This is a genomic window from Sphingopyxis sp. A083 (assembly GCF_001468495.1).
GTDB lineage: Bacteria > Pseudomonadota > Alphaproteobacteria > Sphingomonadales > Sphingomonadaceae > Sphingopyxis > Sphingopyxis terrae.
In genome coordinates this window covers 268,849-294,610 of sequence record NZ_LNSK01000001.1, presented here as the reverse complement: position 1 = coordinate 294,610, position 25,762 = coordinate 268,849, and the positions used below count along the sequence as shown (strand labels likewise).

Annotated in this window: 27 protein-coding genes; 13 read left to right on the top strand and 14 right to left on the bottom strand. The window is 66.7% G+C overall.

Annotated features, from left to right (window positions below; all coding sequences use genetic code 11):
* The first annotated feature begins 24 nt into the window (after positions 1-24).
* From ribD to ATE59_RS01455, 3 genes are read left to right on the top strand one after another with little or no spacing between them, the layout of a single operon-like run.
* The gene (ribD, locus tag ATE59_RS01465; protein WP_058811274.1) at positions 25-975 is read left to right on the top strand and encodes a bifunctional diaminohydroxyphosphoribosylaminopyrimidine deaminase/5-amino-6-(5-phosphoribosylamino)uracil reductase RibD; all 951 of its coding nucleotides are present in this window, start codon (positions 25-27) and stop codon (positions 973-975) included.
* Between the two features lie 8 nt (positions 976-983).
* Positions 984-1,610: a riboflavin synthase gene (locus ATE59_RS01460; protein WP_058811273.1), complete on the top strand. Its 627-nt coding sequence runs from the start codon at positions 984-986 to the stop codon at positions 1,608-1,610.
* Positions 1,607-1,969 carry a hypothetical protein gene (locus ATE59_RS01455; protein WP_058810981.1) on the top strand — a complete coding sequence of 121 codons (363 nt, stop codon included), beginning with the start codon at positions 1,607-1,609 and terminating at the stop codon, positions 1,967-1,969. The genes ATE59_RS01460 and ATE59_RS01455 overlap by 4 nt, the downstream gene beginning before the upstream one ends.
* 9 nt (positions 1,970-1,978) lie before the next feature.
* Here the strand turns inward: ATE59_RS01455 and ATE59_RS01450 are convergent, their stop codons facing one another.
* From ATE59_RS01450 to ATE59_RS01425, 6 genes are all read right to left on the bottom strand, one after another.
* A complete protein-coding gene (locus tag ATE59_RS01450) occupies positions 1,979-2,446 on the bottom strand; it encodes an MmcB family DNA repair protein (protein WP_058810980.1) in 468 nt (155 codons plus the stop codon).
* Positions 2,447-2,602: 156 nt separating this feature from the next.
* Positions 2,603-3,148, bottom strand: a complete 546-nt coding sequence (gene ssb, locus ATE59_RS01445; protein ID WP_003046820.1) for a single-stranded DNA-binding protein — start codon at positions 3,146-3,148, stop codon at positions 2,603-2,605.
* 31 nt (positions 3,149-3,179) lie between these two features.
* Positions 3,180-5,051, bottom strand: coding sequence for a ferrous iron transporter B (feoB, locus tag ATE59_RS01440; RefSeq protein ID WP_058810979.1), 1,872 nt, complete (start codon positions 5,049-5,051; stop codon positions 3,180-3,182).
* Complete coding sequence (locus ATE59_RS01435; RefSeq protein ID WP_003046824.1) at positions 5,048-5,299, bottom strand: FeoA family protein; 252 nt, start codon at positions 5,297-5,299, stop codon at positions 5,048-5,050. Before ATE59_RS01435 ends, feoB begins: the two co-directional genes overlap by 4 nt.
* Positions 5,300-5,362: 63 nt before the next feature.
* Positions 5,363-6,049 (bottom strand): COQ9 family protein, encoded by a 687-nt coding sequence (locus ATE59_RS01430; RefSeq protein WP_156416685.1) that lies wholly within the window; start codon positions 6,047-6,049, stop codon positions 5,363-5,365.
* Entirely contained in the window at positions 6,049-6,981 is a 933-nt protein-coding gene (locus tag ATE59_RS01425; protein WP_058810978.1) for a DMT family transporter, read from the bottom strand. Before ATE59_RS01425 ends, ATE59_RS01430 begins: the two co-directional genes overlap by 1 nt.
* 111 nt (positions 6,982-7,092) lie before the next feature.
* On the opposite strand from ATE59_RS01425, the gene ATE59_RS01420 reads away from it, so the two are divergent.
* Positions 7,093-8,178, top strand: coding sequence for an alkene reductase (locus ATE59_RS01420; RefSeq protein WP_058810977.1), 1,086 nt, complete (start codon positions 7,093-7,095; stop codon positions 8,176-8,178).
* 133 nt (positions 8,179-8,311) lie between these two features.
* Here ATE59_RS01420 and ATE59_RS01415 read toward each other — a convergent pair whose 3' ends face one another.
* The 4 genes from ATE59_RS01415 to ATE59_RS01400 are packed head-to-tail and all read right to left on the bottom strand — an operon-like array spanning position 8,312 to position 11,343.
* The gene (locus ATE59_RS01415; RefSeq protein ID WP_058810976.1) at positions 8,312-8,974 is read right to left on the bottom strand and encodes a hypothetical protein; all 663 of its coding nucleotides are present in this window, start codon (positions 8,972-8,974) and stop codon (positions 8,312-8,314) included.
* Positions 8,967-9,392: a 6,7-dimethyl-8-ribityllumazine synthase gene (ribH, locus tag ATE59_RS01410; RefSeq protein WP_058810975.1), complete on the bottom strand. Its 426-nt coding sequence runs from the start codon at positions 9,390-9,392 to the stop codon at positions 8,967-8,969. The genes ATE59_RS01415 and ribH overlap by 8 nt, the downstream gene beginning before the upstream one ends.
* Positions 9,392-10,666, bottom strand: coding sequence for a 3,4-dihydroxy-2-butanone-4-phosphate synthase (gene ribB / locus ATE59_RS01405; RefSeq protein ID WP_058810974.1), 1,275 nt, complete (start codon positions 10,664-10,666; stop codon positions 9,392-9,394). Before ribB ends, ribH begins: the two co-directional genes overlap by 1 nt.
* A 56-nt stretch (positions 10,667-10,722) precedes the next feature.
* A complete protein-coding gene (locus ATE59_RS01400) occupies positions 10,723-11,343 on the bottom strand; it encodes an ankyrin repeat domain-containing protein (RefSeq protein ID WP_003046841.1) in 621 nt (206 codons plus the stop codon).
* Positions 11,344-11,427: 84 nt separating this feature from the next.
* Between ATE59_RS01400 and ATE59_RS01395 the strand changes: the two genes are divergently transcribed.
* Genes ATE59_RS01395 through ATE59_RS01385 form a run of 3 tightly spaced genes read left to right on the top strand, consistent with a single transcriptional unit; the run spans position 11,428 to position 13,231 of the window.
* Positions 11,428-12,072: an SCO family protein gene (locus ATE59_RS01395; RefSeq protein WP_058810973.1), complete on the top strand. Its 645-nt coding sequence runs from the start codon at positions 11,428-11,430 to the stop codon at positions 12,070-12,072.
* The gene (locus ATE59_RS01390) at positions 12,069-12,509 is read left to right on the top strand and encodes a YcgN family cysteine cluster protein (protein WP_156416704.1); all 441 of its coding nucleotides are present in this window, start codon (positions 12,069-12,071) and stop codon (positions 12,507-12,509) included. Before ATE59_RS01395 ends, ATE59_RS01390 begins: the two co-directional genes overlap by 4 nt.
* The gene (locus tag ATE59_RS01385; protein ID WP_058810970.1) at positions 12,509-13,231 is read left to right on the top strand and encodes a M48 family metallopeptidase; all 723 of its coding nucleotides are present in this window, start codon (positions 12,509-12,511) and stop codon (positions 13,229-13,231) included. Before ATE59_RS01390 ends, ATE59_RS01385 begins: the two co-directional genes overlap by 1 nt.
* A 3-nt stretch (positions 13,232-13,234) precedes the next feature.
* On the opposite strand, the gene ATE59_RS01380 is transcribed toward ATE59_RS01385, so the two are convergent.
* Together ATE59_RS01380 and msrB are read right to left on the bottom strand one after the other, a co-directional pair.
* Positions 13,235-15,442, bottom strand: coding sequence for a transglycosylase domain-containing protein (locus tag ATE59_RS01380; protein ID WP_058810969.1), 2,208 nt, complete (start codon positions 15,440-15,442; stop codon positions 13,235-13,237).
* A 54-nt stretch (positions 15,443-15,496) separates the two neighbouring features.
* Complete coding sequence (gene msrB, locus ATE59_RS01375) at positions 15,497-15,892, bottom strand: peptide-methionine (R)-S-oxide reductase MsrB (protein ID WP_003046857.1); 396 nt, start codon at positions 15,890-15,892, stop codon at positions 15,497-15,499.
* A 147-nt stretch (positions 15,893-16,039) separates the two neighbouring features.
* On the opposite strand from msrB, the gene ATE59_RS01370 reads away from it, so the two are divergent.
* From ATE59_RS01370 to ATE59_RS01360, 3 genes are all read left to right on the top strand, one after another.
* On the top strand, positions 16,040-16,549 hold the full coding sequence (locus ATE59_RS01370; protein ID WP_058810967.1) for a DUF4402 domain-containing protein: 510 nt from the start codon (positions 16,040-16,042) through the stop codon (positions 16,547-16,549).
* A 282-nt stretch (positions 16,550-16,831) separates the two neighbouring features.
* Positions 16,832-18,358, top strand: a complete 1,527-nt coding sequence (locus ATE59_RS01365) for a hypothetical protein (protein WP_086457532.1) — start codon at positions 16,832-16,834, stop codon at positions 18,356-18,358.
* 4 nt (positions 18,359-18,362) lie between these two features.
* A complete protein-coding gene (locus ATE59_RS01360; protein WP_082657254.1) occupies positions 18,363-19,586 on the top strand; it encodes a M23 family metallopeptidase in 1,224 nt (407 codons plus the stop codon).
* Here the strand turns inward: ATE59_RS01360 and ATE59_RS01355 are convergent.
* Positions 19,583-20,467 carry a LysR family transcriptional regulator gene (locus tag ATE59_RS01355; protein ID WP_058810962.1) on the bottom strand — a complete coding sequence of 295 codons (885 nt, stop codon included), beginning with the start codon at positions 20,465-20,467 and terminating at the stop codon, positions 19,583-19,585. The two genes, ATE59_RS01360 and ATE59_RS01355, sit on opposite strands and share 4 nt — an antisense overlap.
* 97 nt (positions 20,468-20,564) lie before the next feature.
* Here ATE59_RS01355 and ATE59_RS01350 point away from each other — a divergent pair, with 97 nt between their 5' ends.
* From ATE59_RS01350 to ATE59_RS01340, 3 genes are all read left to right on the top strand, one after another.
* Positions 20,565-21,539, top strand: coding sequence for a quinone oxidoreductase family protein (locus tag ATE59_RS01350; protein ID WP_058810959.1), 975 nt, complete (start codon positions 20,565-20,567; stop codon positions 21,537-21,539).
* Between the two features lie 70 nt (positions 21,540-21,609).
* Entirely contained in the window at positions 21,610-21,909 is a 300-nt protein-coding gene (locus ATE59_RS01345) for a YciI family protein (protein WP_058810956.1), read from the top strand.
* A gap of 337 nt (positions 21,910-22,246) precedes the next feature.
* Positions 22,247-24,283 carry an alkaline phosphatase D family protein gene (locus tag ATE59_RS01340; RefSeq protein WP_231737140.1) on the top strand — a complete coding sequence of 679 codons (2,037 nt, stop codon included), beginning with the start codon at positions 22,247-22,249 and terminating at the stop codon, positions 24,281-24,283.
* Between the two features lie 182 nt (positions 24,284-24,465).
* Here ATE59_RS01340 and ATE59_RS01335 read toward each other — a convergent pair whose 3' ends face one another.
* Positions 24,466-25,626: a CaiB/BaiF CoA transferase family protein gene (locus ATE59_RS01335; protein WP_058810951.1), complete on the bottom strand. Its 1,161-nt coding sequence runs from the start codon at positions 25,624-25,626 to the stop codon at positions 24,466-24,468.
* Between the last annotated feature and the right edge of the window lie 136 nt (positions 25,627-25,762).

The following is a 25,762-nucleotide window of genomic DNA, read 5'->3' as shown; positions in this document are numbered from 1 at the left end:
CCGGTGCGCGCCGACGCCGACTGGATGGCCGCGGCGATCGCGCTGTCGCAGCGCGGGCGCCCCGAGGCCGCACCCAACCCCAATGTCGGCTGTCTGATCGTCAAGGACGGCCGCGTCGTCGCGCGCGGCTGGACGCAGGCGGGCGGCCGGCCGCACGCCGAAGCGATGGCACTGGCGGCGGCGGGCGACGCCGCGCACGGCGCAACCGCCTATGTCAGTCTGGAACCCTGCGCCCATGCGAGCGCCCGCGGCCCGTGCTGCGCCGACTTGCTGATCGCCGCGGGCGTCGCACGCGTCGTTGTCGCCGCGCAGGATCCCGATCCGCGCACCGACGGACAGGGCATCGCCCGGCTGCGCGCGGCGGGAATTGCGGTCGAGACCGGCCTGCTTATCGGCGAAGCGCAGGCGGCGATGGCCCCCTGGTGGTCGCGCGCGACGCGCGGCCGGCCGTTCGTCACGCTGAAACTCGCGACCTCGCTCGACGGCTGCATCGCGATGGCCGACGGGTCGAGCCGCTGGATCACCGGCGCCCCTGCCCGCGCGCACGCGCATCTCGAACGCGCGCGGCATGGCGCGATCCTGGTCGGGCGCGGTACCTTCGCGGCCGACGCGCCGACACTCGACGTCCGCCTGCCCGGACTTGCGTCGCGGAGCCCGCAGCGCCTGCTCCTGACGCACGGCGATGCCCCCGACGGCTGGACCGCGCTCGCGGCGCCGGACGCTGTGGATGCGCTGCCGATCGATTCGCTGCTTGTCGAGGGCGGCGCCGGGGCCGCGGCCGCCTTTCTTGCCGCCGACCGCGTCGACCGGCTGCTTCTCTATCGCGCGCCGATCCTGATCGGCGCCGGTCGCCGCGCGCTTGGCGACATCGGCCTCGGCGATCTGGCGGGCGCGCACGGGCGCTGGCGCCCGGCCGACAGCCGGATGCTTGGCAGCGACCGGATCGACGTCTACGAGCGCATCAGGAAGGAATGACCGCTCCCATGTTTACCGGCATCATCACCGACATCGGCACCATCCGCAGCCGCGAGGATCGCGGCGACACGCGCCTCGTCATCGGCACCGGCTATGACGTCGACACGATCGACCTCGGCGCTTCGATCGCCTGCTCAGGCGCGTGCCTGACCGTCGTTGATAAGGGCGTCGATGACGGCAGCAACGGTCCCGGCGGCTGGTTCGCGATCGACGCAAGCGGCGAAACGCTCGCGCGCACCGCGCCGGGCATGTGGGACGCGGGGCGCCGCCTGAACCTGGAGCGCGCGCTGCGCGTCGGCGACGAACTGGGCGGACATATCGTGACGGGACATGTCGATGCGGTCGGCCGGATCGTCGCGGTCGATCCCGTCGGCGACAGCGTCAAATTGGCCGTCGAGGCACCTGCATCGCTCGCGCCGCATATTGCGCCCAAGGGATCGATCACGCTCGACGGCATATCGCTGACCGTGAACGACGTCAGCGATCAGCCGGACGGTACCGCGCATTTCACGCTGAACATCATCCCGCACACGCAGGAGATGACGACGCTGAACGAAGTCGCGGTGGGGCGTCCGGTCAATCTGGAGATCGACGTCCTCGCGCGTTATCTGGCGCGGATGCAGGCGCGCGGATGAGCGACCCGCGCCGCAAGGCGATCGTCCGGCTGCGCATCGCGATCTGGGCCTGCGCCATCCTGTTGTTCGCGATCCAGTTCGTCCATCACGCAATCGGCCTGTTCCTGCCCGCGATGGCGCTCGCACTCGTGCTGCTCGCCGCAGCGGTCCAGCATGTCGAAACGCGCTTGCAGCGGCCGGCCAAAAGCTATGCCCGGGTGGGCATCGCATCGGCCGCGGCGGCGCTGCTGTTCATCGCGCTGCCCGCCTATTGGCACGGCATCATGTGGATCGGTGCGCTGCTTTGGGTCGGCTTTACCGCCGCCGGGCTTGCCTGGTGCATCCAATATGAGCGAACCGAGCCGCTCGACCGCCCCTGAAACAGGCCGTCAGCGCTCGGCCCAGCCGGCCGCGATTTCGGGATCGGCGGCGATCATCGAACGGCGCATCGCGAGCCGGCCGATCCGCAGCAGTTCGGCCTTGCGCCGCGCGGGCGCGAGGTTGCAGCTCGCGGCCTCGCGCACCACGGCGGCGCCATAGCGGTCGGCGACGATCAGGCCCGAGGTTTCGGGGCGATAGCCCTCGGTCTCGAGGATCGCGGGATCGAGGCCCGACGCGAGCGCCCAATAGAAGCGGTCGCACCAGTCGCAATAGTCGGGCCATTTGCCGTCACCGTGCAGATCGGCGCGGCTGACCTTGATCTCGACGATTGTGATATGGCCCTTCGCGTCGATCGCGGTGAGGTCGGTACGGCGGCCGTTGGGGAGCGTCACCTCGGGGATCGCGACGAGCCCCTGCTGCGCGAACAGCCGGCACACGCCGCGCGCGACGTCCGCGGCGGTCAGCAGGTCAGACATGGTTCGATTTCAAAATGACCGCATCCCCGAGCGAAGACGAGGGGCCGGGCCGAGCGAAGACGAGGCCGCGCACGGCTCTGGCTTCTCACTCCGCTCGAAGGAGCCCCTCGTCTTCGCTCGGGGATGCGGGTCATGCTTGAGCATCCCGATCGATGGTCAGAACGGAACGTCGTCGTCCAGATCGTCGTCGAACGGCGGACGGCCGCCGCCCGAGCCGCCACCGCCACCCTGGTTCCAGCCACCGCCCGAGCCGCCGCCGGGCGCGGCGCCACCCTGATCCCAGCCGCCGCCCGATCCGCCGCCCTGCGACCAGCTATCGCCGCCGCGCGAGCCGCCACCGCCGCCGCCAGGCGCACCGTCGAGCATGGTCAACGTGCCGCCCATGCCCGCAATCACGACTTCGGTCGTGTAGCGGTCGTTGCCGTCACGGTCCTGCCACTTGCGGGTGCGCAAAGACCCTTCGATATAAACCTTCGAGCCCTTTTTGAGGTAGCGCTCGACGACGCCGACGAGGCCGTCGCCGTTGATGACGACATTGTGCCATTCGGTGCGCTCCTTGCGCTCGCCGGTCATGCGGTCCTTCCACTGTTCGGAGGTCGCGATGCGGATATTGGCAATCTTGCCGCCGTTCTGGAACGACTTGATTTCGGGATCGGCGCCCAGATTGCCGATCAGAATAACTTTGTTGACGCTGCCAGCCATGCCGCTCCGCTCCGCTTGAATGTTGGAAGGATCAGCCTAGTCCAAAGGCAACGGCTGTCCAGTAGGTGATACCTGCCGCGGCATAGGCGAGCGCGAACAAATAGCCAACCATGAAGAGCGGCCATCTCCATCCATTGGTCTCGCGCCGGGTGATCGCGATCGTCGAGATACATTGCGGGGCAAAGACGAACCAGGCGAGGAAGGCGAGCGCGGTCGCGATGCTCCAGCGGCCCTGAAGCCGCTCGCTGAGCGATTGCGCGACGGCGTCCTCGTCATCCCCCGCGTCGATCGCATTAGCGGTTGCGAGCGCCGAGACGGCCACCTCGCGCGCCGCCATCGCGGGAATCAGCGCGAGTGCGATGTCGTGGTTGAAGCCGATCGGCTTCACCACGACTTCCAGCCCGCTCGCGATGCGGCCGGCGATACTGTAATCGACCTGGCGGACGTCGCCGCCCGCCGGCGCCTGCGGATAGCTGAGCAGCAGCCACAGCACCGCAGTGGTCGCTGCGATGATCGTGCCGGCGCGGCGCAGGAAGATCCACGCGCGCTGCCACAGCGCGATGCCGACATCGCGCAGCCGCGGCCATTGATAGCGCGGCATTTCCATCATGAAGCCCGCCGCATTGCCCTTGGTCACCGACCGCCGCAGCACGAAGGCGACGACCAGCGCGCCGACGATGCCCGACACATAGAGGCCGAACAGCACGAGTCCCTGCAGGCCAACGGGCGATCCGCCGACGCTGCGGTTCGGGATGAAGGCGCCGATGATCAGCGTGTAGACGGGCAGCCGCGCCGAACAGGTCATCAGCGGGGCGATCAGAATCGTCGTCAGCCGGTCCTTCGCATCGGGAATCGCACGCGTCGCCATGATGCCGGGAACCGCGCAGGCGAAGCTGGAAAGCAGCGGGATGAACCCGCGTCCCGACAAGCCGACCTTTGCCATGATCCCGTCCATCAGGAAGGCGGCGCGAGTCATATAGCCCGAGGCTTCAAGCAACAGGATGAAGAGGAAGAGAATCAGGATCTGCGGCAGGAAGACGACGACCGCGCCGACGCCGGCGAGCAGTCCTTCGACCACCAGCCCGCGCAGGAAGCCTGCGGCCATATGATCGCTCGCCAGCGCCTGCAGTGCGGCGATGCCGTCCTCGATCCAGGCGATCGGTGCTTCGGACCAGGCATAGACCGCCTGGAACATCACGAACATCAGCGCGAGCAGGATCAGCAGCCCGAAGACCGGATGAAGCGCCACCGCATCGACGCGCTGCGTCCAGCGGCGCACCGGCGTTTCGGCGAGCGTCGCGGCGCGCGCGATGGCGCGGGCGCGCTGGTGCAGCGCGGTGTCGCCGGGCGGCGGCGCGGGCTGGTCGGTCGCCGACAGGCCGTGCGAGAGGATTGCGCCGTCAACCGCTGCAAGCAGTTCGGTCAGGCCGCGCTTGCGCACCGCCACCGTCGGCACCACCGGCACGCCGAGTTCGGCGGCGAGCCGGTCGGGATCGAGCGTCAGCCCGTCGCGCTCCGCGAGGTCGAGCATGTTGAGCGCGACGACGGTCGGCAGGCCGAGCGCGATCAGTTCGAGCGCGAAGCAGAGATGATTGTCGAGGTTCGCCGCGTCGACGACGACGATCAGTGCGTCGGGGCGCTTCTCGCCCGTCTGGCGGCCGAGCACGACGTCGCGCGTCACCGCCTCGTCGGGGCTGGCGGGCGACAGGCTGTAGCTGCCCGGCAGATCGACCAGCGCGAGCGGGCGGCCGTCGGCAAAGCTCGCATGGCCCGATTTGCGTTCGACCGTGACGCCCGGATAATTGGCGATCTTCTGCCGCGCGCCGGTCAGCGCGTTGAACAGGCTCGATTTGCCGGCGTTCGGATTGCCGACCAGTGCGATCGTGGGTGCGGGGCCGGTCATGTCGTCGCCGGTTCGACCTCTATGGCGGCGGCCTGCTTGCTGCGGATGATGACTTTCATCCGCCCGATCGTCAGTGCGAGCGGATCGCGCGAGAACAGGCTGCCGCGATGCAGCGGGGTGACTTCGCTCCCCTCCAGCAAGCCGAATTCGCGCAGCCGGCGCCCTTCGTCGTGCGACATCGACGTCCAGTCGATGCGCGCGATGCGCACCGCGATGCCAAGCGGGGAGGAATCGAGCTTCGCGATCATTTGCGAGCGATTATCAATAACAGCAGCGAAGCGCCAGCCCCAAAATTTGCCGGCGCCGCCCCCTCAGCGTCCCGGGTAGCGCAGCCGCCCCACGAAGCGCGCGAGGCTGGGCCGTTCGATGCGGTGCGCAGCGCGGCGGTGCTTCCACGCTTCGAAGCGCATCACATTGTCGATGCGCCGGGCAAGGAAGGCGCGCGTTTCGGCGAAATCCTCGCTCTCGTCATTGAGGAAGACCGCCATCGTCGATCCGTAAACCCCGGTGAGGATCGCGCGCTTGCTGTAGTGATTATAGTCGGTCGCGGTGTCGCCCGCGAGGCGCCACATCAGGTCGGCGGCGCGCCAGCCGAGCCTGGCCGCATGCGGGGCCTTGCCCGGTAGCGCGAGCAAGGCCAGCGCGCGGCGCAGCGATTCGCGGTTAGGCGCGAGCAGATCGATCCGCGTTTCGACGAGCCGGGTGATGCGCTCACGAATCTTCATCGTCGCGAGCGTCTCCGCCGGGCAGCGCTCCGCCATCGCGGCATCGATCGTCGCAAACCAGGCATCGACCATGTCGCGCGCACCGCCGGGAAAGGCGAGCCGCGCAACGTCGCGGTCGATCCCGAGCGCGCCCGCGGCTTCGTCGAGCGTGGCGGCGGTGAAGCCGTCGAAGGCAGCGGAAGCCGCGACAAGCGGCGCCAGCGCGGCGCGAATCTCGTCGAGCGTCGGATCGGCGGGCAGGGTTGCGGCGGACGGATGCTGGGCCATGACCATCAGATAGGCGCCGCGCGGCGGCTCGGCAACCGAATCAGCACCAGCGCCGCAGCGACCATCGCGCCGCCGAACAATTCCATGACGCTGAGCGTCTCGCCGAAGATCAGCCACCCCGCAGTCGCCGCGACCACAGGCTGGACGAGCAGGGTCAGGCCGACGACGAGCGGCGAGAAACGCGGCAGTGCCCAGATGAGCAGCCCCTGCCCGACCAGCTGGCTCATCAGCGCCAGCACGATCAGCGGGGTCCAGTCGTGCGGCAGAATCGCTTCGCCGAACAGCAGCGCGGTGCCGAGCAGCACCGGAATGCCCGCCGCGGAGGATATGGCGAGCGCCGACCAAGGGCCGATGTCGCCGCGCACCCGCTGCATCATCAGCACATAGCCGGTATAGAGCGCCCCCGCGAGCAGGCTGAGCAGATCGCCGACCAGATAGGCCGCCGACGCCTCGTAGCTTTGCCCCATCAGCAGCGCCGACCCCGCGAAGGCGAGCAGCACCGCCACCGCCTGCCACCCGCGCGGCAGCGTGCGCGCGACCGCAATCCCCCACAGCACGAGCAACAGGCTGGCGCTGTTGCCGAACAGCGTCGCATTGGCGACCTTGGTCTGAAGGATGCCGAGATGCCAGGCGGCAAGATCGAGCGCGAAGAAGAGCCCCGCCCCCGCCGCCACCGTCAGGGCGCCGCGCGGCGGCAGGCGGCCGCCCGTTTCGCGCCGCATCAGCAGCGCGAGCAGCGGCAGCGCGAGCGCGAGCCGCCAGAAGGCCGCGGCCACGGGGCCGGTATCGGCGAAGCGCACCACCATCGCGGTCAGCGACAGCGCCAGATTGCCGCCGACAAGCGCGGCAAAGGCCCAGCGGTTCACCGTGGCGGCGACCGGCTTGGCCACCGGATCGACCGGCGAAATGGTGGGCGGGCTGATTGGCTTGTTGCTCATTTAGATTTTCTTTTGCTACCCACCATTGTGCAGCGGCCGCCGCATCCATAGCTTCGGTGGCCATAGCGGCGACAGCACGGGCCGTCGCCGGTAAAGTGAAAGGTGGAATCTATGCCCGCATCGCTTCTCGACCCGATCAAGCTTGGCGCGATCGACGCGCCCAACCGCATCATCATGGCGCCGCTGACGCGCGGCCGCGCCGGCCCCGGTTTCGTCCCCAACGAACTTGCGGTCGAATATTATCGCCAGCGCGCCTCGGCCGGGCTGATCATCTCCGAAGCGACGGGAATTTCGCAGGAAGGGCTCGGCTGGCCGTCGGCGCCGGGGCTGTGGACCGACGCACAGGTCGAAGGCTGGAAACCCGTCACCGAGGCGGTCCATGCCGCGGGCGGCCGCATCGTCGCGCAGCTGTGGCACATGGGCCGGCTCGTCCATTCGGTGTTCAACGACGGCAAGCAGCCGGTGTCGGCTTCGGCAACGAAGGGCGAAGGTCGCGCGCACACGCCGGTCGGGCGGCTCGAGCTCGAAGAAGCGCGCCCGCTGCGCCTCGACGAGATTCCGCGCGTGATCGCCGACTATGTCGCGGCTGCCGAAAATGCGAAGCGCGCCGGGTTCGACGGGGTGCAACTGCACGGCGCAAACGGCTATCTGATCGACCAGTTCCTGCGCGACGGCACCAATTTGCGCGACGATGATTATGGCGGTCCGGTCGAAAACCGCATCCGTCTGCTCCGCGAAGTGACCGAAGCGCTAATCGGCGTGTGGGGCAAGGATCGCGTCGCGGTGCGCCTGTCGCCCAATGGCGAGACGCAGGGTGTCGACGACAGCGCGCCCGAAATACTGTTCCCCGCCGCCGCCGCGGCGCTCGACGCGCTGGGCATCGCTTTCCTCGAACTGCGCGAGCCCGGCCCCGACGGTACCTTCGGCAAGACCGACGTGCCAAAGCAGTCGCCCGCGATCCGTCGGGCCTTCAAGGGGCCGCTGGTGCTCAACAGCGATTATGACGTGGCGAAAGCCGAAGCCGATCTGGCGAGCGGCCTTGCCGATGCGATCAGCTTCGGGCGGCCGTTCATCGGCAACCCGGATCTGGTCGAACGCATCCGCACCGGCGCGGCCTGGGCCGCCGACAATCCGCAGAGCTGGTATTCGCCGGGGCCCGAGGGCTATATCGATTATCCGGCGCTGGTTGACGCCTGAGCTGATAATCCTCCCTGTCGCGTTGCGATGGGGAGGTGGCAGCCCGCAGGGCTGACGGAGGGGCTGAGACCTATCGCCCCTCCACCACCTTCGGTGGTCCCCCTCCCCACGGCTACGCCGCAGGGAGGATTTTTTAATTTCGCTCGGCGATCGCCTTGTCGACGATCCCCGCGCCGATCGGCGCCAGGATCTTGCCGCCGAACTGGAACAGCAGAAAGGCCGCGACAAAGGCCGCGACCGGCATGATGAGCAGCAGGAAGACGAAGATCGCGAGCCCGATCGCGAAGATCGTCACGAAACCGCCGCTCAGGGTCGATTGCCCGCTGGCGCCGAGTTCGATCGTCCGCGGCCCCTTTGCATCCCACCATTTCGACGTGACCACCGTCTTGCGCGAACCGCGGTCCGGTTGCGGCGCCGGACGGGACCGCGATGCCGGGATCGGAGCGGCTTCGGGGACATGCGCCGGGATTCGCGCAGGTGCGGCCTCGCGCGCCGCCGGCGCGGCGGGCGTATCGCCCCAAGGCTGGCGCGCCTTGGCCTGAGCGCCGCGCGCCGCGATCGCTTCGCGCAGCCGGTCGGCCGGGGCGGTACCGGCAATCGTTGCGGGGGCTTTGACGGGTTCAGGCATTTCGTCGCGCGGCGCCGGGTGGGCAGGCTCTATGCCGCTGCGCCGGTCATGTTCGGCCATGCGCTGTGCCGCGGTCGGCGGAGTTCCGCCAGTCGCGCGGTCGATCACCACCAGCCGGCCGCCGCGTTCGACGACGGAGTATCGGCCGGGGGGAGTGCGATCAAGCAACGCCGAACTGATCCTTCAATGCCAGCATCGCGAGCGCGGCCTTCGCCGCCTCGCCGCCCTTATCCTTGCGCGTCTTGTCGGCGCGCGCAAGCGCCTGTTCTTCGTCCTCGACGGTCAGAATGCCGTTACCGATAGCAAGGCCGTCGAGCGTGAGTGCCATGATGCCGCGCGCGCTTTCGTTCGACACCACTTCGAAATGATAGGTTTCGCCGCGGATGACGACGCCAAGCGCGACATAGCCGTCATAACGGCCGCTCTGATCGGCAAGCGCGATCGCCGCCGGAACTTCGAGCGCGCCGGGGACGGTCACGACCTCGTGGCTATGTCCTTCGGCTTCGAGCGCGCTACGCACGCCATCGATCAGCATGTCGTTGAGATGGGCATAGAAACGCGCTTCGACGATCAGGATATGGGCCATCATTCTTCTCCGGGGATTGCGCGTTCGCCGACGACCGACAGGCCATAGCCTTCGAGCCCGACGAGATTGTTGTGCGAAGGCGTCAAAAGCTCCATCGCATGAACGCCGAGGTCGACAAGGATTTGCGCGCCAATGCCATAGGTGCGCAGATCCATGCCGCCGGTCGGCGGCGGGGCGGCGTCGGCGGCGGCCGAACCGGGAAGCGGGCGCATGAGCATTACGATGACCCCCGATCCTTCGGCGCCGATCGCTTCCATCGAGCGTTGCAGGCGGCGCTTGCGGGGGCCGGGGCGGCCCATGATATCGTCGAAGATCGACACCGCGTGCATCCGCACCAGCGTCACGCCTTCGGGATCGACCGCGCCCTTCTGCAGCACCAGATTGACGGTGCCGTCGACCTTGTTGCGATAGGATTTGAGCCGCCAGTCGCCGCCATAATCCGATTCGAAGGGTTCGTCGGCGACGCATTCGACCAGCCGGTCGGTGCGGCTGCGATAGGCGATCAGGTCGGCGATCGTACCGATCTTCAGCCCGTGGCGCCGCGCGAAGGGGATCAGATCGTCGAGCCGCGCCATCGTCCCGTCATCGTTCATGATCTCGCAGATCACGCCCGAGGGATTGAGGCCGGCGAGGCGCGCGATGTCGACCGACGCCTCGGTATGGCCGGCGCGCACCAGCACGCCGCCGTCGCGCGCGATCAGCGGAAAGACATGCCCCGGCGTGACGATATCGTCGCGGCCCTTGGCGGCGTCGATCGCGACCGACACGGTGCGCGCGCGGTCGGCGGCCGAAATGCCGGTGGTCACGCCCTCGCGCGCTTCGATCGAGGTGGTGAAGGCCGTTTCGTGGCGGGTGCCGTTGTTGCGGCTCATCAGTTCGAGGCCCAGCGTTTCGACCCGCGACCGCGTCAGCGTCAGGCAGATGAGGCCGCGGCCATGCGTCGCCATGAAATTGACCGCATCGGGGGTCGCCATCTGCGCCGGGATGACCAGATCGCCTTCATTTTCGCGGTCCTCGTCGTCGACAAGGATGAACATGCGACCGTTGCGCGCCTCGGCGATGATTTCCTCCGGCGTTGCCATCGGCGAGAGGTCGCTGCCGTGCGCGAGCCAGTTCTCGAGCTTGCGCAGCGTTTCGGCGGTGGGGTTCCAGCCCGGCGATTCCATGTCGCGCAGGCTGTTGGCGTGGAGGCCGGCCGCGCGCGCAAGCCCCGAACGGGACATGCTGCCATCGTCGACGATGGCGCGGATACGATCGATGAGGTGCGTAGACATGCCACGCAATTATCACATCATAATGTGATCCCCAATAGCGAAATCACATTGCGCTATTATTTGGGTCCGAAGATCGGCCCCAGATCGCGCAGCGGGGCATCGGGCTTGGCGTCAAGCAATTGCAGCATCTGGCCCGTCCGGTCGTCGCGCTTGGCATAGTCGCGCGCCGACATGCCCGCGATATGATCCGATTTGTCGGGATTGGCGCCGTGGCGCATCAGCAGCCGCACCATCGCCGCATTCTTGGCCTGCACCGCCAGGATCAGCGCCGTCTCGCCGCGGCGATTGGTCATGTCGACGATCGACTTGTCGGCTTCGATCAGTTCCTCGGCGCCGTCGGGATAGTTGAGCAGCGCCGCGTGCATCAGCGGCGTCACCCCCTGGCGGTCACCGATTTCGGGGTCGGCGCCCTTGCCGATCAGGAAGCGCAGCCAGGTCGTGTCGCGACGCTTGGTGACGATGATCAGCGCGGTTTCGCCGGTGTCGGGATGGCGCGTGTTGACCAGCGTCGAATCGTCCTTCAGCGCCTCGGTCGCCTTCGTCCCGTCGCGGTTCTCGACGGCCTGCAGAAAGGCATAGCCGCCGCGGAATTGCGCGTGCGCCGCAGTACCGGCGCCGAGCGCGGCGGCGATCAGCAGGAGGAAGGAGGCGAGGCGAAGCTCCGCGCGTCGAAACATGATTAGGCGACCCCTGGCGATGATCGTCGCACGGCGCGACGAGAAAGGTTGATTTTCGTGGCCTAGCCCATCAAGGCTGGCCGCATGATGAACATCCCGAATATGGTCCGAAACGCCGGTCGCGCAAGCCTGCTTCTGATTTTTGGCGCGGCGCTCGCCGGGTGCAACGCCCCGTCGGCGACGCAGGACGCGACCCCGCCGCTCGCCGGCGCGAAGATCGGCGGACCGTTCAGCCTGACCGATCAGGATGGCCAGCCGGTACGCGACAGTGATTTCGCGGGCCGTTACCGCATCGTCTATTTCGGCTACAGCTATTGCCCCGATATCTGCCCGGTCGACGTGCAAAAGCTGATGCGCGGGCTGGCGGCGTTCGAGAAGGCCGATCCGGCGCGCGGTGCCAAGGTGCAGCCGATGTTCATCACCGTCGACCCGGCGCGCGACACGCCCGCCGTGCTCAAGGCCTTCGTCAGCCGGTACCACCCGCGCCTGATCGGACTGACCGGCACCCCCGAACAGATCGCGGCGGTCGCGAAGGAATATGTCGTGTCCTTCCACAAGGTCGAGGGATCGGCGCCCGACCGCTATCTGATGGCGCATACGCAGCTCGCCTTCCTGATGGACCCGGCCGGCAAGCCGCTCGCGCTGCTGCCGCTCGATGACCCGTCGACCGACGTCGATGAAGGCGCGCCCGACAAGGTCGCCGCCGACCTTGGCAAGTGGGTGAAGTGACCGGGGCGGGGCGCCGCTTCTGGGAAGCGCCGCTCGCCTCGCTCGACGCGGGCGAGTGGGAGGCGCTGTGCGACGGTTGCGGCAAATGCTGCCTCCACAAGCTGGAGGATGAAGACAGCGGGCGCATCTATCCGACCAATGTCGCGTGCCGCCTGCTCGACCTGAAAACCGCGCGCTGCGGCGATTACAAGCATCGCCGCCGCCACGTCCCCGATTGCCTGACGCTGACCAAGCGCAGCGTCGCCGACATCGAATGGCTGCCGCAAACCTGTGCCTATCGTCTGCGCGCCGAGGGCGCGCCGCTGCCCGCATGGCATTATCTGGTCTGCGGCGATCCGGACGCGGTGCACCGGGCGGGCGAGTCGATCGTCGGCTGGACGGTGAGCGAGGACCGCGCCGGGCCGCTCGAAAACCATCTCGTCGAGCGCGTCGTCTGATGCGCCGCGAACGAGCCAGCGACGAGCGGCCGCATATCTGGGTCGGTGATACGCCGTGGCCGGTGCGGCTGGTCCCGCATGCGCAATCGCGCCGCTATCGCCTGGTTTTCGACGGTGCGCGCGGCGAGCTGCGACTGACGCTGCCGCGCCGGGCAAGCGCCGCGCGCGCGATCAAATGGGCGAGCGAGCAACAGGACTGGCTCGCCGAACAGGTCGGCAAGACCGCCGCGCCGGTCCGGGTCGGCCCCGGCACGGCGCTGCCGCTGTTCGGCATGGAGCGCCGGATCGAATGGACGGCGACCGCCCCGCGCGCGGTTCGCGCCGAGGGCGACCGGCTGAGCGTCGGCGGCCCCGCCGAAACCGTCGGGCGCCGCATCGAGCGCTGGCTGAAGGCCGCGGCGCTCGACATCATGACGCGCGAGAGCCGGGAAATTGCCGCGCGCGCGGGACTGACCGTCGGCCGCGTCGGGGTCGGCGATCCGCGCAGCCGCTGGGGCAGCTGCACCCACGACGGCGACCTGCGCTATAGCTGGCGGCTCGTCATGGCGCCCGACCATGTCCGCCGCGCCACCGTCGCGCACGAGGTCGCGCATCTGCGGCACATGGATCATAGCGCGGCCTTTCACGCGCTGGTCGACGATCTGCACGATGGCGACGTCGGCGCGGCGCGCGCGTGGCTGCGCCGCGAAGGCCGCGGGCTGCACCGCTACCGTTTCACCTGATCCTTAATTGCCCTCGCCATTGGCGGGGGCACGCGCGGGCGGCGCCTTCAGCACTGGTGGCGGCGCCTTGGGCGGTGCCGGTGCGGGAGTGCGCAGCTGCTGCGGGGCCGCCTTTGGCGCGGCGGCGCCATTGTCGGCGGGCGGCCGGCGCCCGGTCTGCTCCTCGATCCATTGCTGGTTGAGCACCGGACCGTCGGCGGGCGGCGGCGGCGGGACGTCGCCCTGGGCGGTGTCGGGCGCGGCGGGCAGCTCGATCGGCATGCCATTTTCATCGACCATGCCGCCATTTTCCTCCGGCGCGCCGAAATAGGCCTCGTCATCGCCCTCGAGTTGCCATTCGGGCAGCTTGACCTCGGTATCGAAGGGCTCGACGGGGCGCCGTGCGACAGCGATGCGCATATAGTCGGCGAAGGCCTTGGCCGGCGCGCGGCCGCCCTGCAGCCCCCCGACCGCCTTGGCATCGTCGCGGCCCATCCAGACGCCGGTGGTCAGACCGCTCGAAAAGCCAAGGAACCAGCCGTCCTTGTTGCTCGACGTCGTGCCGGTCTTGCCCGCCACCGGCCGGCCGATCTGCGCGGCGCGCCCTGTCCCCGTCGCGACTGCGGTCTGCAACAGGTCGGTAATGCCCGCGGCAACCCAATTGTCGACGAGCACCTGCCCGCGCTCGGCCGGCTTCTGATAGAGGAGGCGCCCGTCGGCGGTCGTCACCTTGGTGATGCCATAGGGCTGCACCGACACACCCTTGCGCGACACCGCGGCGAAGGCGGCGGTCATGTCGATCACCCGCACTTCGGCGCTGCCGAGCACCATCGACGGGTGGGTGTTGATCGGGGTCGTGATGCCGAAGCGGCGCGCCATGTTGGCGACCGAGGAAAAGCCGATTTCATTGCCCAGCTTTGCCGCGATCGTGTTGACCGAATAGGCGAAGGCGGTGCGCAGGCTCATCGGCCCGGCGAAGCGGCCCGACGAGTTTTTCGGGCTCCAGCCGTTGATCGTCACCGGTTCGTCGACCACCTGATCGTCGACCTTATAGCCGGCTTCGAGCGCCGCCATATAGACGAACAATTTCCATGCCGACCCCGGCTGGCGCATCGCCTGCGTCGCGCGGTTGTAGTTGGAGGCGACATAGTCGGTGCCGCCGACCATCGCGCGCACGGCGCCGTCGCGATCGAGCGAGACGAGCGCGCCCTGCACCCCCTTCGGCGTGTCGGCCTGGATGGCCGCGGTCGCGGCGCGCTGCATGCCGAGGTCGAGCGTCGTGTAGACGTCGAGCGCCTCGGTGCCTTCGTCGATCAGCATGTCGAGCTGGGGCAGCGCCCAGTCGGTGAAATAGCGCGCGCTGTTCTGGCCGGTTTCCTGTGCCAGCTGGACATCGGCGGGCTTGGCACCGTCGGCCTGCGCCTGGGTGATGAAGCCCGCATCGACCATGGTTTCGAGGACGACCCCAGACCGGCCGAGCGCGGCCTGGGCGTCGGCGGTCGGCGAATAGCGCGACGGCGCCTTGACCAGCCCCGCGACGACCGCGGCTTCGGACAGCGACATCTGGGTCGCGCTATGCCCGAAAAAGCGCCGCGATGCGGCGTCGATGCCGTAGCTGCCGCCGCCGAAATAGACCTTGTTCAGATAGAGTTCGAGGATCTCGTCCTTCGAGAATTTCCATTCGAGCGCGAGCGACAGGATCATTTCGCGCAGCTTGCGCGACCAGGTATAGCTGTTCGACAGGAAGATATTGCGCGCCAGCTGCTGGGTGATCGTCGATGCGCCCTGCATCCGGCGCCCGGTGCCATAATGTTCGACCGCGAAGACCGCGGCGCGCGTCATCCCGACCGGATCGACGCCGGGATGATAGCGAAAACGCCGGTCTTCGACCGCGACCATCGCATCCTGCATCACTTGCGGTGTTTCGCGCAGCGTCAGCCAACGCCCGTAATTGGGGCCGAGCGACAGGAAGACGGTGCCGTCGGCGGCGTGGACGCGGATCGTCTGGCCCGCCGGCGACTTTTTCAGCTCCTCGAAGCTCGGGATGCGCTGCGCCGCAATGCCGACCGCGACCGCGACCGCGACGACCCCGACCAGCGCAAGCGCGAGGCCCCAGCGGAACAGGCGGCGCAGCCAGAGGCGCAGGCCCGACGGTCCCCCCGAGCCGGAGCCCGAGCCTTTGCCTGACGATGACGATTTGGAGGCGGATGACGACTGTCGCTCGCGGCGCAAAATCCAGTTTCCTTCTTTCGCTGCACGGCGATGCGGCAGCCGGCCCGGCGGGGATCAGCCTTCGCCGGTCCCCGCCTCATCCTGCCCGCGGTCGGCGAAGTCAAGCGCCGCGCTGTTGATGCAATAGCGCAGCCCCGTCGGCCCGGGGCCGTCGGGAAAGACATGGCCCAGATGCCCCTCGCACTTGGCGCAGCGCACTTCGGTACGGATCATGCCATGGCTCATGTCGCGATGTTCGCTGACCGATGCGTCGCTGGCGGGCGCGGTGTAGCTCGGCCACCCCGAACCGCTGTCATATTTGGTGCGGCTGTCGAATAGCGGCGTGCCGCAGCCGGCGCAGCGATAGAGGCCGTCGCCCTTGAAATCGGTGTATTTGCCCGTGAAGGCGCGCTCGGTGCCGCCTTCGCGCAGCACATGATGGGCCATCGGGTCGAGTTGCTTGTCGGTCATGATGGGCTACTCCTCGGCGGCGCACGGGGTGGGGAAAGGCGCCGCATGATGGCCTGAATATCGGCGCGATGCCGCGCCCCCGCAAGGGGTAGCGTGGGCGGCTTTACCGCCGATTAACCACGATCGCGCTATGGCGAAGGGGTGATAATGCGTCTCCTCCTTATCCTCCTGCTGGTCGGCGCGCTGCCGCCCCCCTTGGCCGCCCAGTGCCAATTGTGCCGTCAGGACGGCAAAGATGCCGCGATTGCAGCGCGCAAGGCGAGCATGCCGCTGCGCGTCGAGGTCGACACCCAACTCGACATGGGCCGCCTCGCAGTCGGCGCGAGCGGCGGCGAGGTCGAGATCGATCCGCTGACCGGCGCGCGCCGCCTGCGCGGCGACGTGCGCGACCTCGGCGGCTTTGCGGTTACCGGCGTCGTCACCGTCAGCGGCGAGCCCGGCGCCGAAGTGCGCGTCACCCTGCCCCCGTCGGTCGATCTGGAGAGCGGCAGCGGCGCAAGCGCGCGGGTGACCGGGCTGGCCACCGACCTGGGCGCCGCGCCGCGCCTCGGCCCCGACGGCCGCCTCGTCTTCCGCTTCGGCGGACGGCTGCAGGTCGCCGGCGCCACCGACGGCGACTATCGCGGCCGCATTCCGGTGACGGTCGAATATCCGTAAACTGGCGCGCGTTCAGGCGAGAAAAGCCGCAACGCCAACGCCGCAAAACGGCTGCTCGGCGCGGACGTTCTTTCAACGCCGGGCGTGGCGGCGCTGCTTCTCCAGCCTCGTCCACTGGTCCGAGGGCCGAGATTCGGGATGGGCCATCGACGCCCAGATCATCAATTCCCGCCTCGCGAGCGACCGCGAATTGGCGCCACGAACGCGATTCCAAGCCTTGCACCTGTGTTAATCAAGCAATACAGCATGGCCATTCGGACGGCCTGCGAGTCGAAAACCGCGATGTTCAAATATATTCTTTCAACGCTGACCTTTCTCGGACTCTACGTTGCGGCGCCGGCGCACGCGCTCGACGGTGGAATGACCTTTCTCGTCCCGGCACGGGATGCGGCGGGCCAGGCCATCACCGAGCGGCTGTCCGATGGCCGGGAGCTGCCGGTTGGCATGCCGATCGCCGAAGGCCCGTTGAAACGCAGGCTACTCGCAGCGACGGCGAGCGGGGTCGCTGCCCTGCTTCCCGATCTCGATCGGATGGCGCGGGCCAGAAGCCGGCAGACGTTCGACTGCCCCTCGATCGGCGGCGGCATCATCGTCTATCTTTCCGACGAAGACGGCGGCTTCGCCCGCAAAGATCTGTTCATCGAGGACGGCAAGGGGCGCCGCGCACTTTGCCGCGACTATTTCATCGATCTCACGGTCGATGAAGCCAGTATCGCCGACGGCCAGTTCGAAGAGGTGCTCGCGCATGAATTCGGCCATGTGCTTTTGCGCCGGCTCCTTGGCCCGATCCCGCCGACGCTGTCGCGAAATGGCCATTCGGTGCTAGTCGTCACCGATCCAACGACCGCCTTCGACGAGGGTTTCGGTGAACATTTCCAGCCCCTGGCGCTGGCATTGACGGCATCGGAGGGGTTTCGCGCCCGCGCGCGGTTCATGGCGCCATCGCCCGCCGACTATTGGCTCAGCCGCCGCGAGACCTGGCTGCGCGAGACGGCGATCCCGCAAGGCGGCTTTCTCTTCGGATCGGCCCGATCGGACCCGCAAGCTTCGGGGATCGAGGGATGGCGCCTCGCGCAAACCGATTATTCATTAGACCCCTGCAGCGTCAGATCGGGCGAGGCGCAGATGGCGTCCGAAGGCGTCGCCGCGACCATCTTCTACCGGCTTCTCGCGGAAAGCATGACGCGCGAGGCTTTGCTCGCTCGCTACGAAAAGCTGTTCACGATTCTCGCTCGGCGCGCGGACTGGCATGGCCGCGCGCCGCTGATCGATCTGGTTCGCGACTGGGCCCGGCTCTATCCCGACGACGAAAAGCAGGTCACGCGTATCTTTCTCGAGGCCACCGGCGGCGCGACGGCGAGCGCGGACTTGCGCGACGCCACTGCCCGGCTTTCCTGTTCGGGTGCGCATGGCAAGCTTGCCGACTTTCTTCGCGATTTGCCGCTCTATCGCCAGGCCTTCGCCGCAGCCACCGATCAAGTCGCGGCGGGCAAGCTCGCACTCGATGCCGATCTCGCTCCGGAACTCTGGATCACGAACCCCGACGTCCATATTCCCGCGGCGCCGTGGGACGAGAAAATGGCCGAACCCTTGGTGGTCGACCTCAATACGGCCGACGCTACCAGCCTGGCCTATCTCCTCGCAGGCAATCGCGATCTCGCATCGCGGCTGATCCAGGCGCGCGACAGCGCGCGTTTTTCGAGCATCGACGATGCCGTGACGAGGGCGAAGCTTACGCCCGGCGAGGCTAGCGAAATCGCCCGATTCCATCGGCAGATCGGCGATCTGCCGGCATTTACGCGGCGTTGAGCGGATGTCGGTTTGGCGGCAAAGTGATGGGAGTATCGGGACTATGGCTCGGGTGAAGTTCGCCTTGTCGCTGCTATGCAGCACCATAGCGCTTTCCTTGTTGGGCGGTGAGATTGCCGCCGCCCGTCAAGAGTCGGCGCCCTCGGTGGTCCCCCTTGACGTTCAGTTCGGCAAACCGCCCGCGCCGGTCGAGGCGTCCGGCCGCGACCATCTTCTCTACGAGATGCGATTGACCAACTATTCGGGGCGCACGATCGTCCTGACGGAAATCGACGTCCTCGACAGCAACGGCGGCCGTCCACTCGGCGCATTTGCGGCGAAGGATTTGGCGACGATGATTGCGACGCCCGGACAGCAGAAGGAGGACGCCGATCGTCTCCAGATCGGGCCTGGCGGCTTTGTCGTTGTCTATTTCGACACGGCGGTTCCCAAGGGAACAGGGGCCGGGTTGCGCCTCGGTCACCATATCCATGTGGCATCGGCATCAAGCGGGCCGCCCGACCCATCGCGCACTATTCTGAAGGCCCCGCCACTGACGGTGAGCAGCGAGGCTCCGCTCGTGGTGAACGCGCCGCTTGGGCCGGGCCACTGGCTCGCGGCCAATGCGCTGTCGAACGATTCCGACCACCGCCGAACGATCGCGGTCGTGGATGGCCAAGCCCGGATCGCGCAGCGCTATGCAATCGACTTCGTGAAGATCGATGCGCATGGCCGTGCCTTTACGGGCGATCCGTCGAAGAACGAAAGTTGGGCCGGATATGGCGAACCGGTTCTCGCCGTCGCCGACGCGGTCGTCGAGCGCATTCTTGATGGCTTGCCCGACAACCCACCCCTGGCCCCGCCTTCCATCAAGATCGGCCTCGATACGATTGCCGGTAATCATATCGTCCTTCGGCTGCCGGGCGGAAAGCGCGTCCTTTACGGACATCTCAAGCCCGGCAGCATAAGAGTGAAGGAAGGCGAGCGGGTGCGCGTGGGCGAGGTGCTCGCGGCGCTCGGCAACTCGGGGCAATCCGATGCTCCGCACCTTCATATCCATGTCGCCGATGCAGCCTCGCCGTTGGGTGCAGACGGTCTGCCCTTCGCTTTTCGCAGCTTCCGGCTGGAAGGCTATGCGCCGTCGCTCGATATTCTCGACAACCCCGGCGGGTGGACCGGACCCGCAACATCCGGCGTCGCTACGCGGCATAGGGAACTGCCCACAGATCTGGCCGTCATCGCCTTTTAATCGCTCGCTGCGCCCTCGGGATCGAGTATCGCGCGACCGGCAAGGACAATGTCCACAAGATGGTCGAGGACCGCACGGATACGCGGAGACCGACGAAGATCGGAATGAACAAGCAGCCAAAGCTCGCGGCTCGGCGGCGGTGAGGGTTTGGCTACCAGCGCGAGCCGCTCGTCGGGATCGCCGAGAAAACGCGGCAGAACCGCCAAACCTATCCCGGCAGCCGCCGCTTCGTGCAGCGTGGCCAATTCGTTGCTGCGAAATGCCAAGCGCAAGTCCGCCTCCAGCCGTCGCAACCATTGCTGTTGGAGCACATGATCGAGGCTATCGTCATAGCCGAGAAAATCTTGGTCGCAGGCTGCGGTTTTCGCAAGATAGTCCCGCTGGCCATAAAGGCCGAAAGCCATCGTTCCGATCCGCCGCGCCACGATCGAACCCGTCGTCGGCCGACTGAGGCGGATGGCGATATCGGCATCCCGGCGCGACAGGCTGATGGCGCGGCTGTCGCCGGCAAGTTCGAGCTCGATCCCGGGATATCGGCGCCGCAGCGCCGTCAGGCGGGGCGCGATAAATTGGCTGGCGAATGTGGGCGGCGCGCTGATCCGCACGACGCCTGCCAGATCGGACTGCCGGCCTTGCGCCACGCGCGCGATGTTGAGCGTTTCCTCTTCGACGCGCGCCGCAATATCCGCGATCGCTTCGCCTTCGGCCGTAAGGCTGAATCCGCGACCGGACCGTTCGAACAGACGCATGCCAAGCCCTTCTTCGAGCGACGCAATACGGCGCGCGACCGTGCTGTGTTCGGCTCCCAGAGTGCGGGCCGCGGCCGAGAGCGTCCCCGACCGGAAAAGCGCCAGAAAATATTTCAGATCATCCCACTGCATTTGTGCATTTTTGCACAATAACTGGGCATACTAAAGGAATTACTGTGCGCGTGCCCATGTCCTAAACAGCCCGCTTCCAAAGCGAAGGAGCGAGAAGATGGCACGAGTGGTGAAAATGCACGCCGTGGGGGATGCGGCTGTTCTGCGCGTCGATGACCAGCATGTCGGCGATCCTGGTCCCGGCGAGATCCGCCTCCGTCAAACCGCGGCGGGGGTAAATTATGTCGATATCTATCACCGGACCGGTCTCTACCCCGTCGCCCACCTGCCCGCCGTCCTTGGTGTCGAAGGGGCCGGCGTGGTCGAAGCTCTAGGCGATGGCGTCACCCATCTTCGCCCGGGCGACCGGGTCGCTTGGGCGGGCCTGCCGATGGGCGGCTATGCCGAAACGCGCCTGCTGGCGGCAAACCGGGCGGTGCCGCTCCCGTCACATATCTCGGATACGGTCGCCGCGGCTTCCATGTTGCGCGGTATCACGGCGCACATGCTGCTGACGCGCGTCGCACGCATCTCGCCCGGAGATATCATCCTCATTCATGCCGCCGCGGGCGGCCTTGGTCTGATATTGAGCCAGTGGGCGCGCAAACTCGGAGCAAGCGTCATCGGGACCGTCGGCTCGCCCGAAAAGGCGGCGCTGGCGAAGAGCTTCGGCATCGACCATGCGGTGCTTTACAAAGAGGGCGATTTTGTCCGCGAGGTTCGGGATATCACCGGCGGCCGGGGCGTCGATGTCGCCTTCGACGGTATCGGGGGCGACGTCTTGCTGCGAACCCTCGATTGCGTCCGACCTTTTGGCCTGGTGGTCAGTGCGGGCCAAGCCTCGGGGTCGCTCCCGGCAATCGATATATCCGAACTGGGCCCGCGGCGGTCGCTCGCCTTGGCCCGGCCTAGCGTCCTTGCTTATATGGCCGACCTTGATTCCTATCGGAAAGCCGCGGCCGAATTGTTCGAAGAACTGGAAACCGGACTGCACGTGGAGATCGGAGCGCAATTTGACCTGGCCGACGTGGCCAAGGCGCATTCTGCCCTCGAGGCCGGACGAACCACCGGTTCCGTCTTGCTGACGTTCTGACCCTGAGCAGAAAGATTTGAGCAATGAAAGACTGGATTTCGTCCGCCATCGCCGAAAGAAAAGGAACCTGATGATGAAGTACCTCGTCCTTTCACGGCGAACGCCGGAATTTCGTGGAGAAGTGCTTGGGGAGCACTATGCCTATCTCGACCGCCTGCGCGATGCAGGGCGGCTCGAATGCGCCGGCCCCTTCACCGACCAATCCGGCGGCGCCTATATATTGATTGCCGCCAGCCTCGACGAGGCGAAGCAGTTTGCCTTCAAAGATCCGTTGCACACGCAAGGCTGTTCCCAGCTTGATGTCCTCGAATGGAACGCGGATTTGCAGCCGTCTTCCGATCGTGCCTGGAGGATGGTCTCTTTTCGGTGAAAGTCAGCAAGAGCGATCCGTTCGGCATGGGGGCCGCGGCCGCCAACCCGGATCTCCGCTCTTCCCATTTCGATTGCGCGACCGTCATCGTGAAAGCCAGGCTGCGCGCGCGGGATAAACTCCCGACCCGGGTTCTCCTAGGCCCCTTAGATACGCATCCGGACGCCGCCGTCTGCCCTTCTGCCAGCCACGCGACACTCGCATTCCAACCTTGGTCGAAAAGTCAGGGGCGCTCGTGACCTAAATCTTTCGGGTCCGGCCAACCCGGCTAGAGGTTGCATCACGACGTGATCGGCACGGGTCAGGAGGGGGACAAGCGATGGATCGGCGGCAATTTATGGCGGGTGCGGCTTCGATCGGGGTCAGCGGCATCTGGGCATCGCGTCTGTCCGCGGCGCCCTCGCAAATGGCATGGCGAGAGGATCGCCGCCTCTTTCCCCAGGGTGTGGCGTCGGGCGACCCGGACGACCATAGCATCGTCCTGTGGACTCGGCGGCCGTTCGACGTGGGCGACCGTCATGAACTGACCGTCGAGGTGGCGCTCGATCCGGACTTTCGCCGCGTCGTCGCGGCGGCGCGCACGCCGGTGCTGGCCGCCGCCGACTGGACGTGCCGGGTATTGGTCGGCGGGCTCTCGCCGGCGACGGTCTATTGGTACCGCTTTATCGACGACAAAGGTGCGGGCAGCCGGATCGGGCGGACGATCACGGCACCGCGCGCCAACGACCCGCGACCCGTTCGCTTTGCCTTCGTGTCCTGCAACAGCGTCAACGAAGGCGCGCAGAACGCCTACGCCCGCATGATCTGGGAGGATCAGCGCGCGGCGGCCGACCGCAAGCTCGGCTTTGTGCTCCATCTCGGCGACTTCATCTACGAAGTGGTCGAATATCCCGAAGAAGTCCCGCACCGCTATTCGCGCACGGTCTATGATCTCGGCCACATTCCCGACGCGCGCAAGGTCGGCAATTTCTATGTGCCCACCAATCTCGCCGGCTACCGCCACGTCTATCGCGCGCATATCGACGATCCCGATATCCAGGACGCCCGGGCCTATCTTCCCTTCGTGTGCATGGGCGACAATCACGAATTCTCCTGGCAGGGCTGGCAGAGCTTCATCAAATATGGCGCCGCCGTCGAACCCGCGCAGCCGCTGCGCGTCGCGGCCAACCAAGCATGGTGGGAATATATTCCCTCGCGCGTCCGCAAGGCATCGGGCGCCGCGCTGGAGCAGTTCAGCCCGCCGGCCGTCGAAAAGGCGGCGATCGACACCTTCGACGACGATGGCTTTGGCACCGAAACCAACAACCGCATCGCGGTCGGCAGCATGACAGCCTACCGCGCGCTGCGGTACGGCAAGCATGTCGATCTGATCCTGACCGACCTGCACAGTTACAAGGCGGCGGACCCCACCGATCGGCCCGAGGCGGCGGCGCTCGACTCCGGCGACTATCCGGTGATCCCGCAAGAGTGGCTGGAAATCGTCGACGGCGGGCGGGATTATGCGGGCGGCAAGCCGCCTGCGATCATTGCGATCGGCGACAAGAGCATTCCCAATTATCGCAAGGACGAACCCGCCCATACTGTGCTCGGCCGGGAACAAAAGGCGTGGCTCAAGGCGCGGCTGACCCAGTCGACTGCGACCTGGAAGATCTGGGGCGCGACCAACGGCACGCTCGACATGCGCACCGATCCACAGAATCTTCCGGCGGGGCTGGTGAAAGACCGATGGCCGGGCAGGGATTATGGCACCTTTGGCGGCGGCGATATGAGCGGAGCCTTCGCCGAACGTGCCGAAATCTACGATCTCGTTCGCGACGAGAAGATCCCGGGCTTCGTTACCGTTTCCGGCGACCGCCACAGCTTCTGGGCGGGTTATGCAGCGCCTGCCCTGCCGCCCGCGGGATTTGCGCCGGTCGGGCTCAGCTTCATCACCGGTTCGATATCCGCTCCCGGTCTTGGCGAAGCTGCCGAGTTCTTCAAGGAATCGGCCTTGCGCCCGCTCTATGTTCGAAAGGTCGAAGGCGCTCCGCCCGAGCACACGATCAACCTCACAATCAAGCGTGGGGTGCGCTCGGCGCTGGAATATGCGGCGAGCGGCGACATCGAAGCCGCCCGGGCGCTGACCAATCCCGACGTTGCGCCCCATCTCGAATTCGTCGACATGGCCGGTCACGGCTATGCTGTTGTCAGCGCAGGGCCCGACACCATCGAAACCGAGTTCGTGTGCATCGTGCGCCCGATCGCGCGGGCGAAAACCCCCGATGGCGGTCCGCTTCGCTACCGCGTCTCGCACCACGCCCAAATGTGGCAGCCAGGGGCACGGCCCAGGCTCGAACAGCGCATTGTCGAGGGGGACGCGAAGCTCTCGATCTGAAGCTCTCTTCGGATAATCGGCTGCAACGAGCCCGGACCGATTGCGGGCATCTACCGAAAGCAATCATCCGAAGACACCGACACCATTTGGGACGCGACAATGCGCATCTGAGCGCCGAATGCCTGTCGGCAGAAGGAGCCCGGCGGAGATCAATTTTCGGGCGGCGGCTGAAATCCGCGCGGCTATTCTATGATGGCCTTTTGCTGCAGCGACCGGATCTCATTTTCGCTTACAGCCCAGTCGGTCAGGCTGCCCAGCAAATCGGGTCTCGAAACCACGGGACCCGGTGACCGGAGGGTGGACCGCGAAAATCGCGGCGCGGGTGCCGGTTGCAACGAGCGGCCCGAATGAACATGCGCTTCACGCGCGCGATTTGCGGGATGATCGGCCGCCTCGTCAAAGGTCAGCACTGGCGAGACGCAGGCATCGAGCCGATCGAAAATCGCGCACCATTCGCGCTGCGAACGCGAGCGGAATATCGGCTCGATCCGGCGCGTGCGGTCGAGCCAGACGTCGGGGTTGAGATAGTCGGGAAAATCCCCGGGGTCGAGGCCAAGCCCCACCAAAAACGCATCATGGAACTCTCGCTCAAGCGCGCCGACGGCGATGTGCCGGCCATCGGCGGCTTCATAGCAGCGATAGAAATAGGCGCTTCCGTCGAGAAGATTGCCGGTGCGCTCCCGGTTCCACAGGCCCATCTGCATCCAGCCCGCCATCTGGGTCAGCAGAACCGAAATGCCGTCAACCATCGCCACGTCGAGAATCTGGCCCTTGCCCGATCGCTGCCGCTCGACCAGCGCAGCGAGCACCCCCATGGCGAGGAATGTGCCGCCGCCGCCGAAGTTACCGACCAGATTGAGCGGCGGCGTCGGCGGCGCGTTACTTGGCCCGATAGGATAGAGGGCGCCGGCGAGCGCGAGATAGTTGATGTCATGTCCTGCGCGCGACGCCAGAGGGCCGGCCTGCCCCCACCCGCTCATGCGCGCATAAATCAGACGCGGATTGACTTCGCAGAGTATTTCGGGACCGATTCCGAGCCGTTCCATCGCGCCCGGGCGATACCCTTCGATAAGAACGTCTGCCTTCATCGCCAGGTCGCGAACGAGATTGCGTCCGTCGGGCGATTTCAGGTCGACCGCCACCGAGGGGCGGTTGCGATAGAGAAAGTCGAATTGCGGATCGCCGCCAAGCGGGCGCCCGGCGCCAAAGCGTTCAATGCGCAGGATGTCGGCGCCCAGATCGGCGAGCAACATGGCGCCAAAAGGCGTCGGGCCAAGCCCGGAAAATTCCAGAATCCGAATACCGGCAGCCGGCGGCGCAGAACCATTTTCTTTTTCTATCATAGGCTTGTTATCCGTCTCCCCTCGCGGGCTCGGCGCCCATATTCCCATCAGTTGAAAAATATACTAGCCAGTATACGCTTCTCCTGTCACTATCTGATTCACCAGACCGGCGCAGACCGGACGATCAGAGGAGAGC

Bases quoted from the DNA above. Each gene is read 5' to 3' on its own strand.
- ribD (WP_058811274.1), top strand. From the start codon at position 25: ATGGCCGCGGCGATCGCGCTGTCGCAGCGCGGGCGCCCCGAGGCCGCA.
- ATE59_RS01460 (WP_058811273.1), top strand. From the start codon at position 984: ATGTTTACCGGCATCATCACCGACATCGGCACCATCCGCAGCCGCGAG.
- ATE59_RS01455 (WP_058810981.1), top strand. From the start codon at position 1,607: ATGAGCGACCCGCGCCGCAAGGCGATCGTCCGGCTGCGCATCGCGATC.
- ATE59_RS01450 (WP_058810980.1), bottom strand. From the start codon at position 2,446: ATGTCTGACCTGCTGACCGCCGCGGACGTCGCGCGCGGCGTGTGCCGG.
- ssb (WP_003046820.1), bottom strand. From the start codon at position 3,148: ATGGCTGGCAGCGTCAACAAAGTTATTCTGATCGGCAATCTGGGCGCC.
- feoB (WP_058810979.1), bottom strand. From the start codon at position 5,051: ATGACCGGCCCCGCACCCACGATCGCACTGGTCGGCAATCCGAACGCC.
- ATE59_RS01435 (WP_003046824.1), bottom strand. From the start codon at position 5,299: ATGATCGCGAAGCTCGATTCCTCCCCGCTTGGCATCGCGGTGCGCATC.
- ATE59_RS01430 (WP_156416685.1), bottom strand. From the start codon at position 6,049: ATGGTCATGGCCCAGCATCCGTCCGCCGCAACCCTGCCCGCCGATCCG.
- ATE59_RS01425 (WP_058810978.1), bottom strand. From the start codon at position 6,981: ATGAGCAACAAGCCAATCAGCCCGCCCACCATTTCGCCGGTCGATCCG.
- ATE59_RS01420 (WP_058810977.1), top strand. From the start codon at position 7,093: ATGCCCGCATCGCTTCTCGACCCGATCAAGCTTGGCGCGATCGACGCG.
- ribH (WP_058810975.1), bottom strand. From the start codon at position 9,392: ATGGCCCATATCCTGATCGTCGAAGCGCGTTTCTATGCCCATCTCAAC.
- ribB (WP_058810974.1), bottom strand. From the start codon at position 10,666: ATGTCTACGCACCTCATCGATCGTATCCGCGCCATCGTCGACGATGGC.
- ATE59_RS01400 (WP_003046841.1), bottom strand. From the start codon at position 11,343: ATGTTTCGACGCGCGGAGCTTCGCCTCGCCTCCTTCCTCCTGCTGATC.
- ATE59_RS01395 (WP_058810973.1), top strand. From the start codon at position 11,428: ATGATGAACATCCCGAATATGGTCCGAAACGCCGGTCGCGCAAGCCTG.
- ATE59_RS01385 (WP_058810970.1), top strand. From the start codon at position 12,509: ATGCGCCGCGAACGAGCCAGCGACGAGCGGCCGCATATCTGGGTCGGT.
- msrB (WP_003046857.1), bottom strand. From the start codon at position 15,892: ATGACCGACAAGCAACTCGACCCGATGGCCCATCATGTGCTGCGCGAA.
- ATE59_RS01370 (WP_058810967.1), top strand. From the start codon at position 16,040: ATGCGTCTCCTCCTTATCCTCCTGCTGGTCGGCGCGCTGCCGCCCCCC.
- ATE59_RS01365 (WP_086457532.1), top strand. From the start codon at position 16,832: ATGTTCAAATATATTCTTTCAACGCTGACCTTTCTCGGACTCTACGTT.
- ATE59_RS01360 (WP_082657254.1), top strand. From the start codon at position 18,363: ATGTCGGTTTGGCGGCAAAGTGATGGGAGTATCGGGACTATGGCTCGG.
- ATE59_RS01355 (WP_058810962.1), bottom strand. From the start codon at position 20,467: ATGCAGTGGGATGATCTGAAATATTTTCTGGCGCTTTTCCGGTCGGGG.
- ATE59_RS01350 (WP_058810959.1), top strand. From the start codon at position 20,565: ATGGCACGAGTGGTGAAAATGCACGCCGTGGGGGATGCGGCTGTTCTG.
- ATE59_RS01345 (WP_058810956.1), top strand. From the start codon at position 21,610: ATGATGAAGTACCTCGTCCTTTCACGGCGAACGCCGGAATTTCGTGGA.
- ATE59_RS01340 (WP_231737140.1), top strand. From the start codon at position 22,247: ATGGCGGGTGCGGCTTCGATCGGGGTCAGCGGCATCTGGGCATCGCGT.
- ATE59_RS01335 (WP_058810951.1), bottom strand. From the start codon at position 25,626: ATGATAGAAAAAGAAAATGGTTCTGCGCCGCCGGCTGCCGGTATTCGG.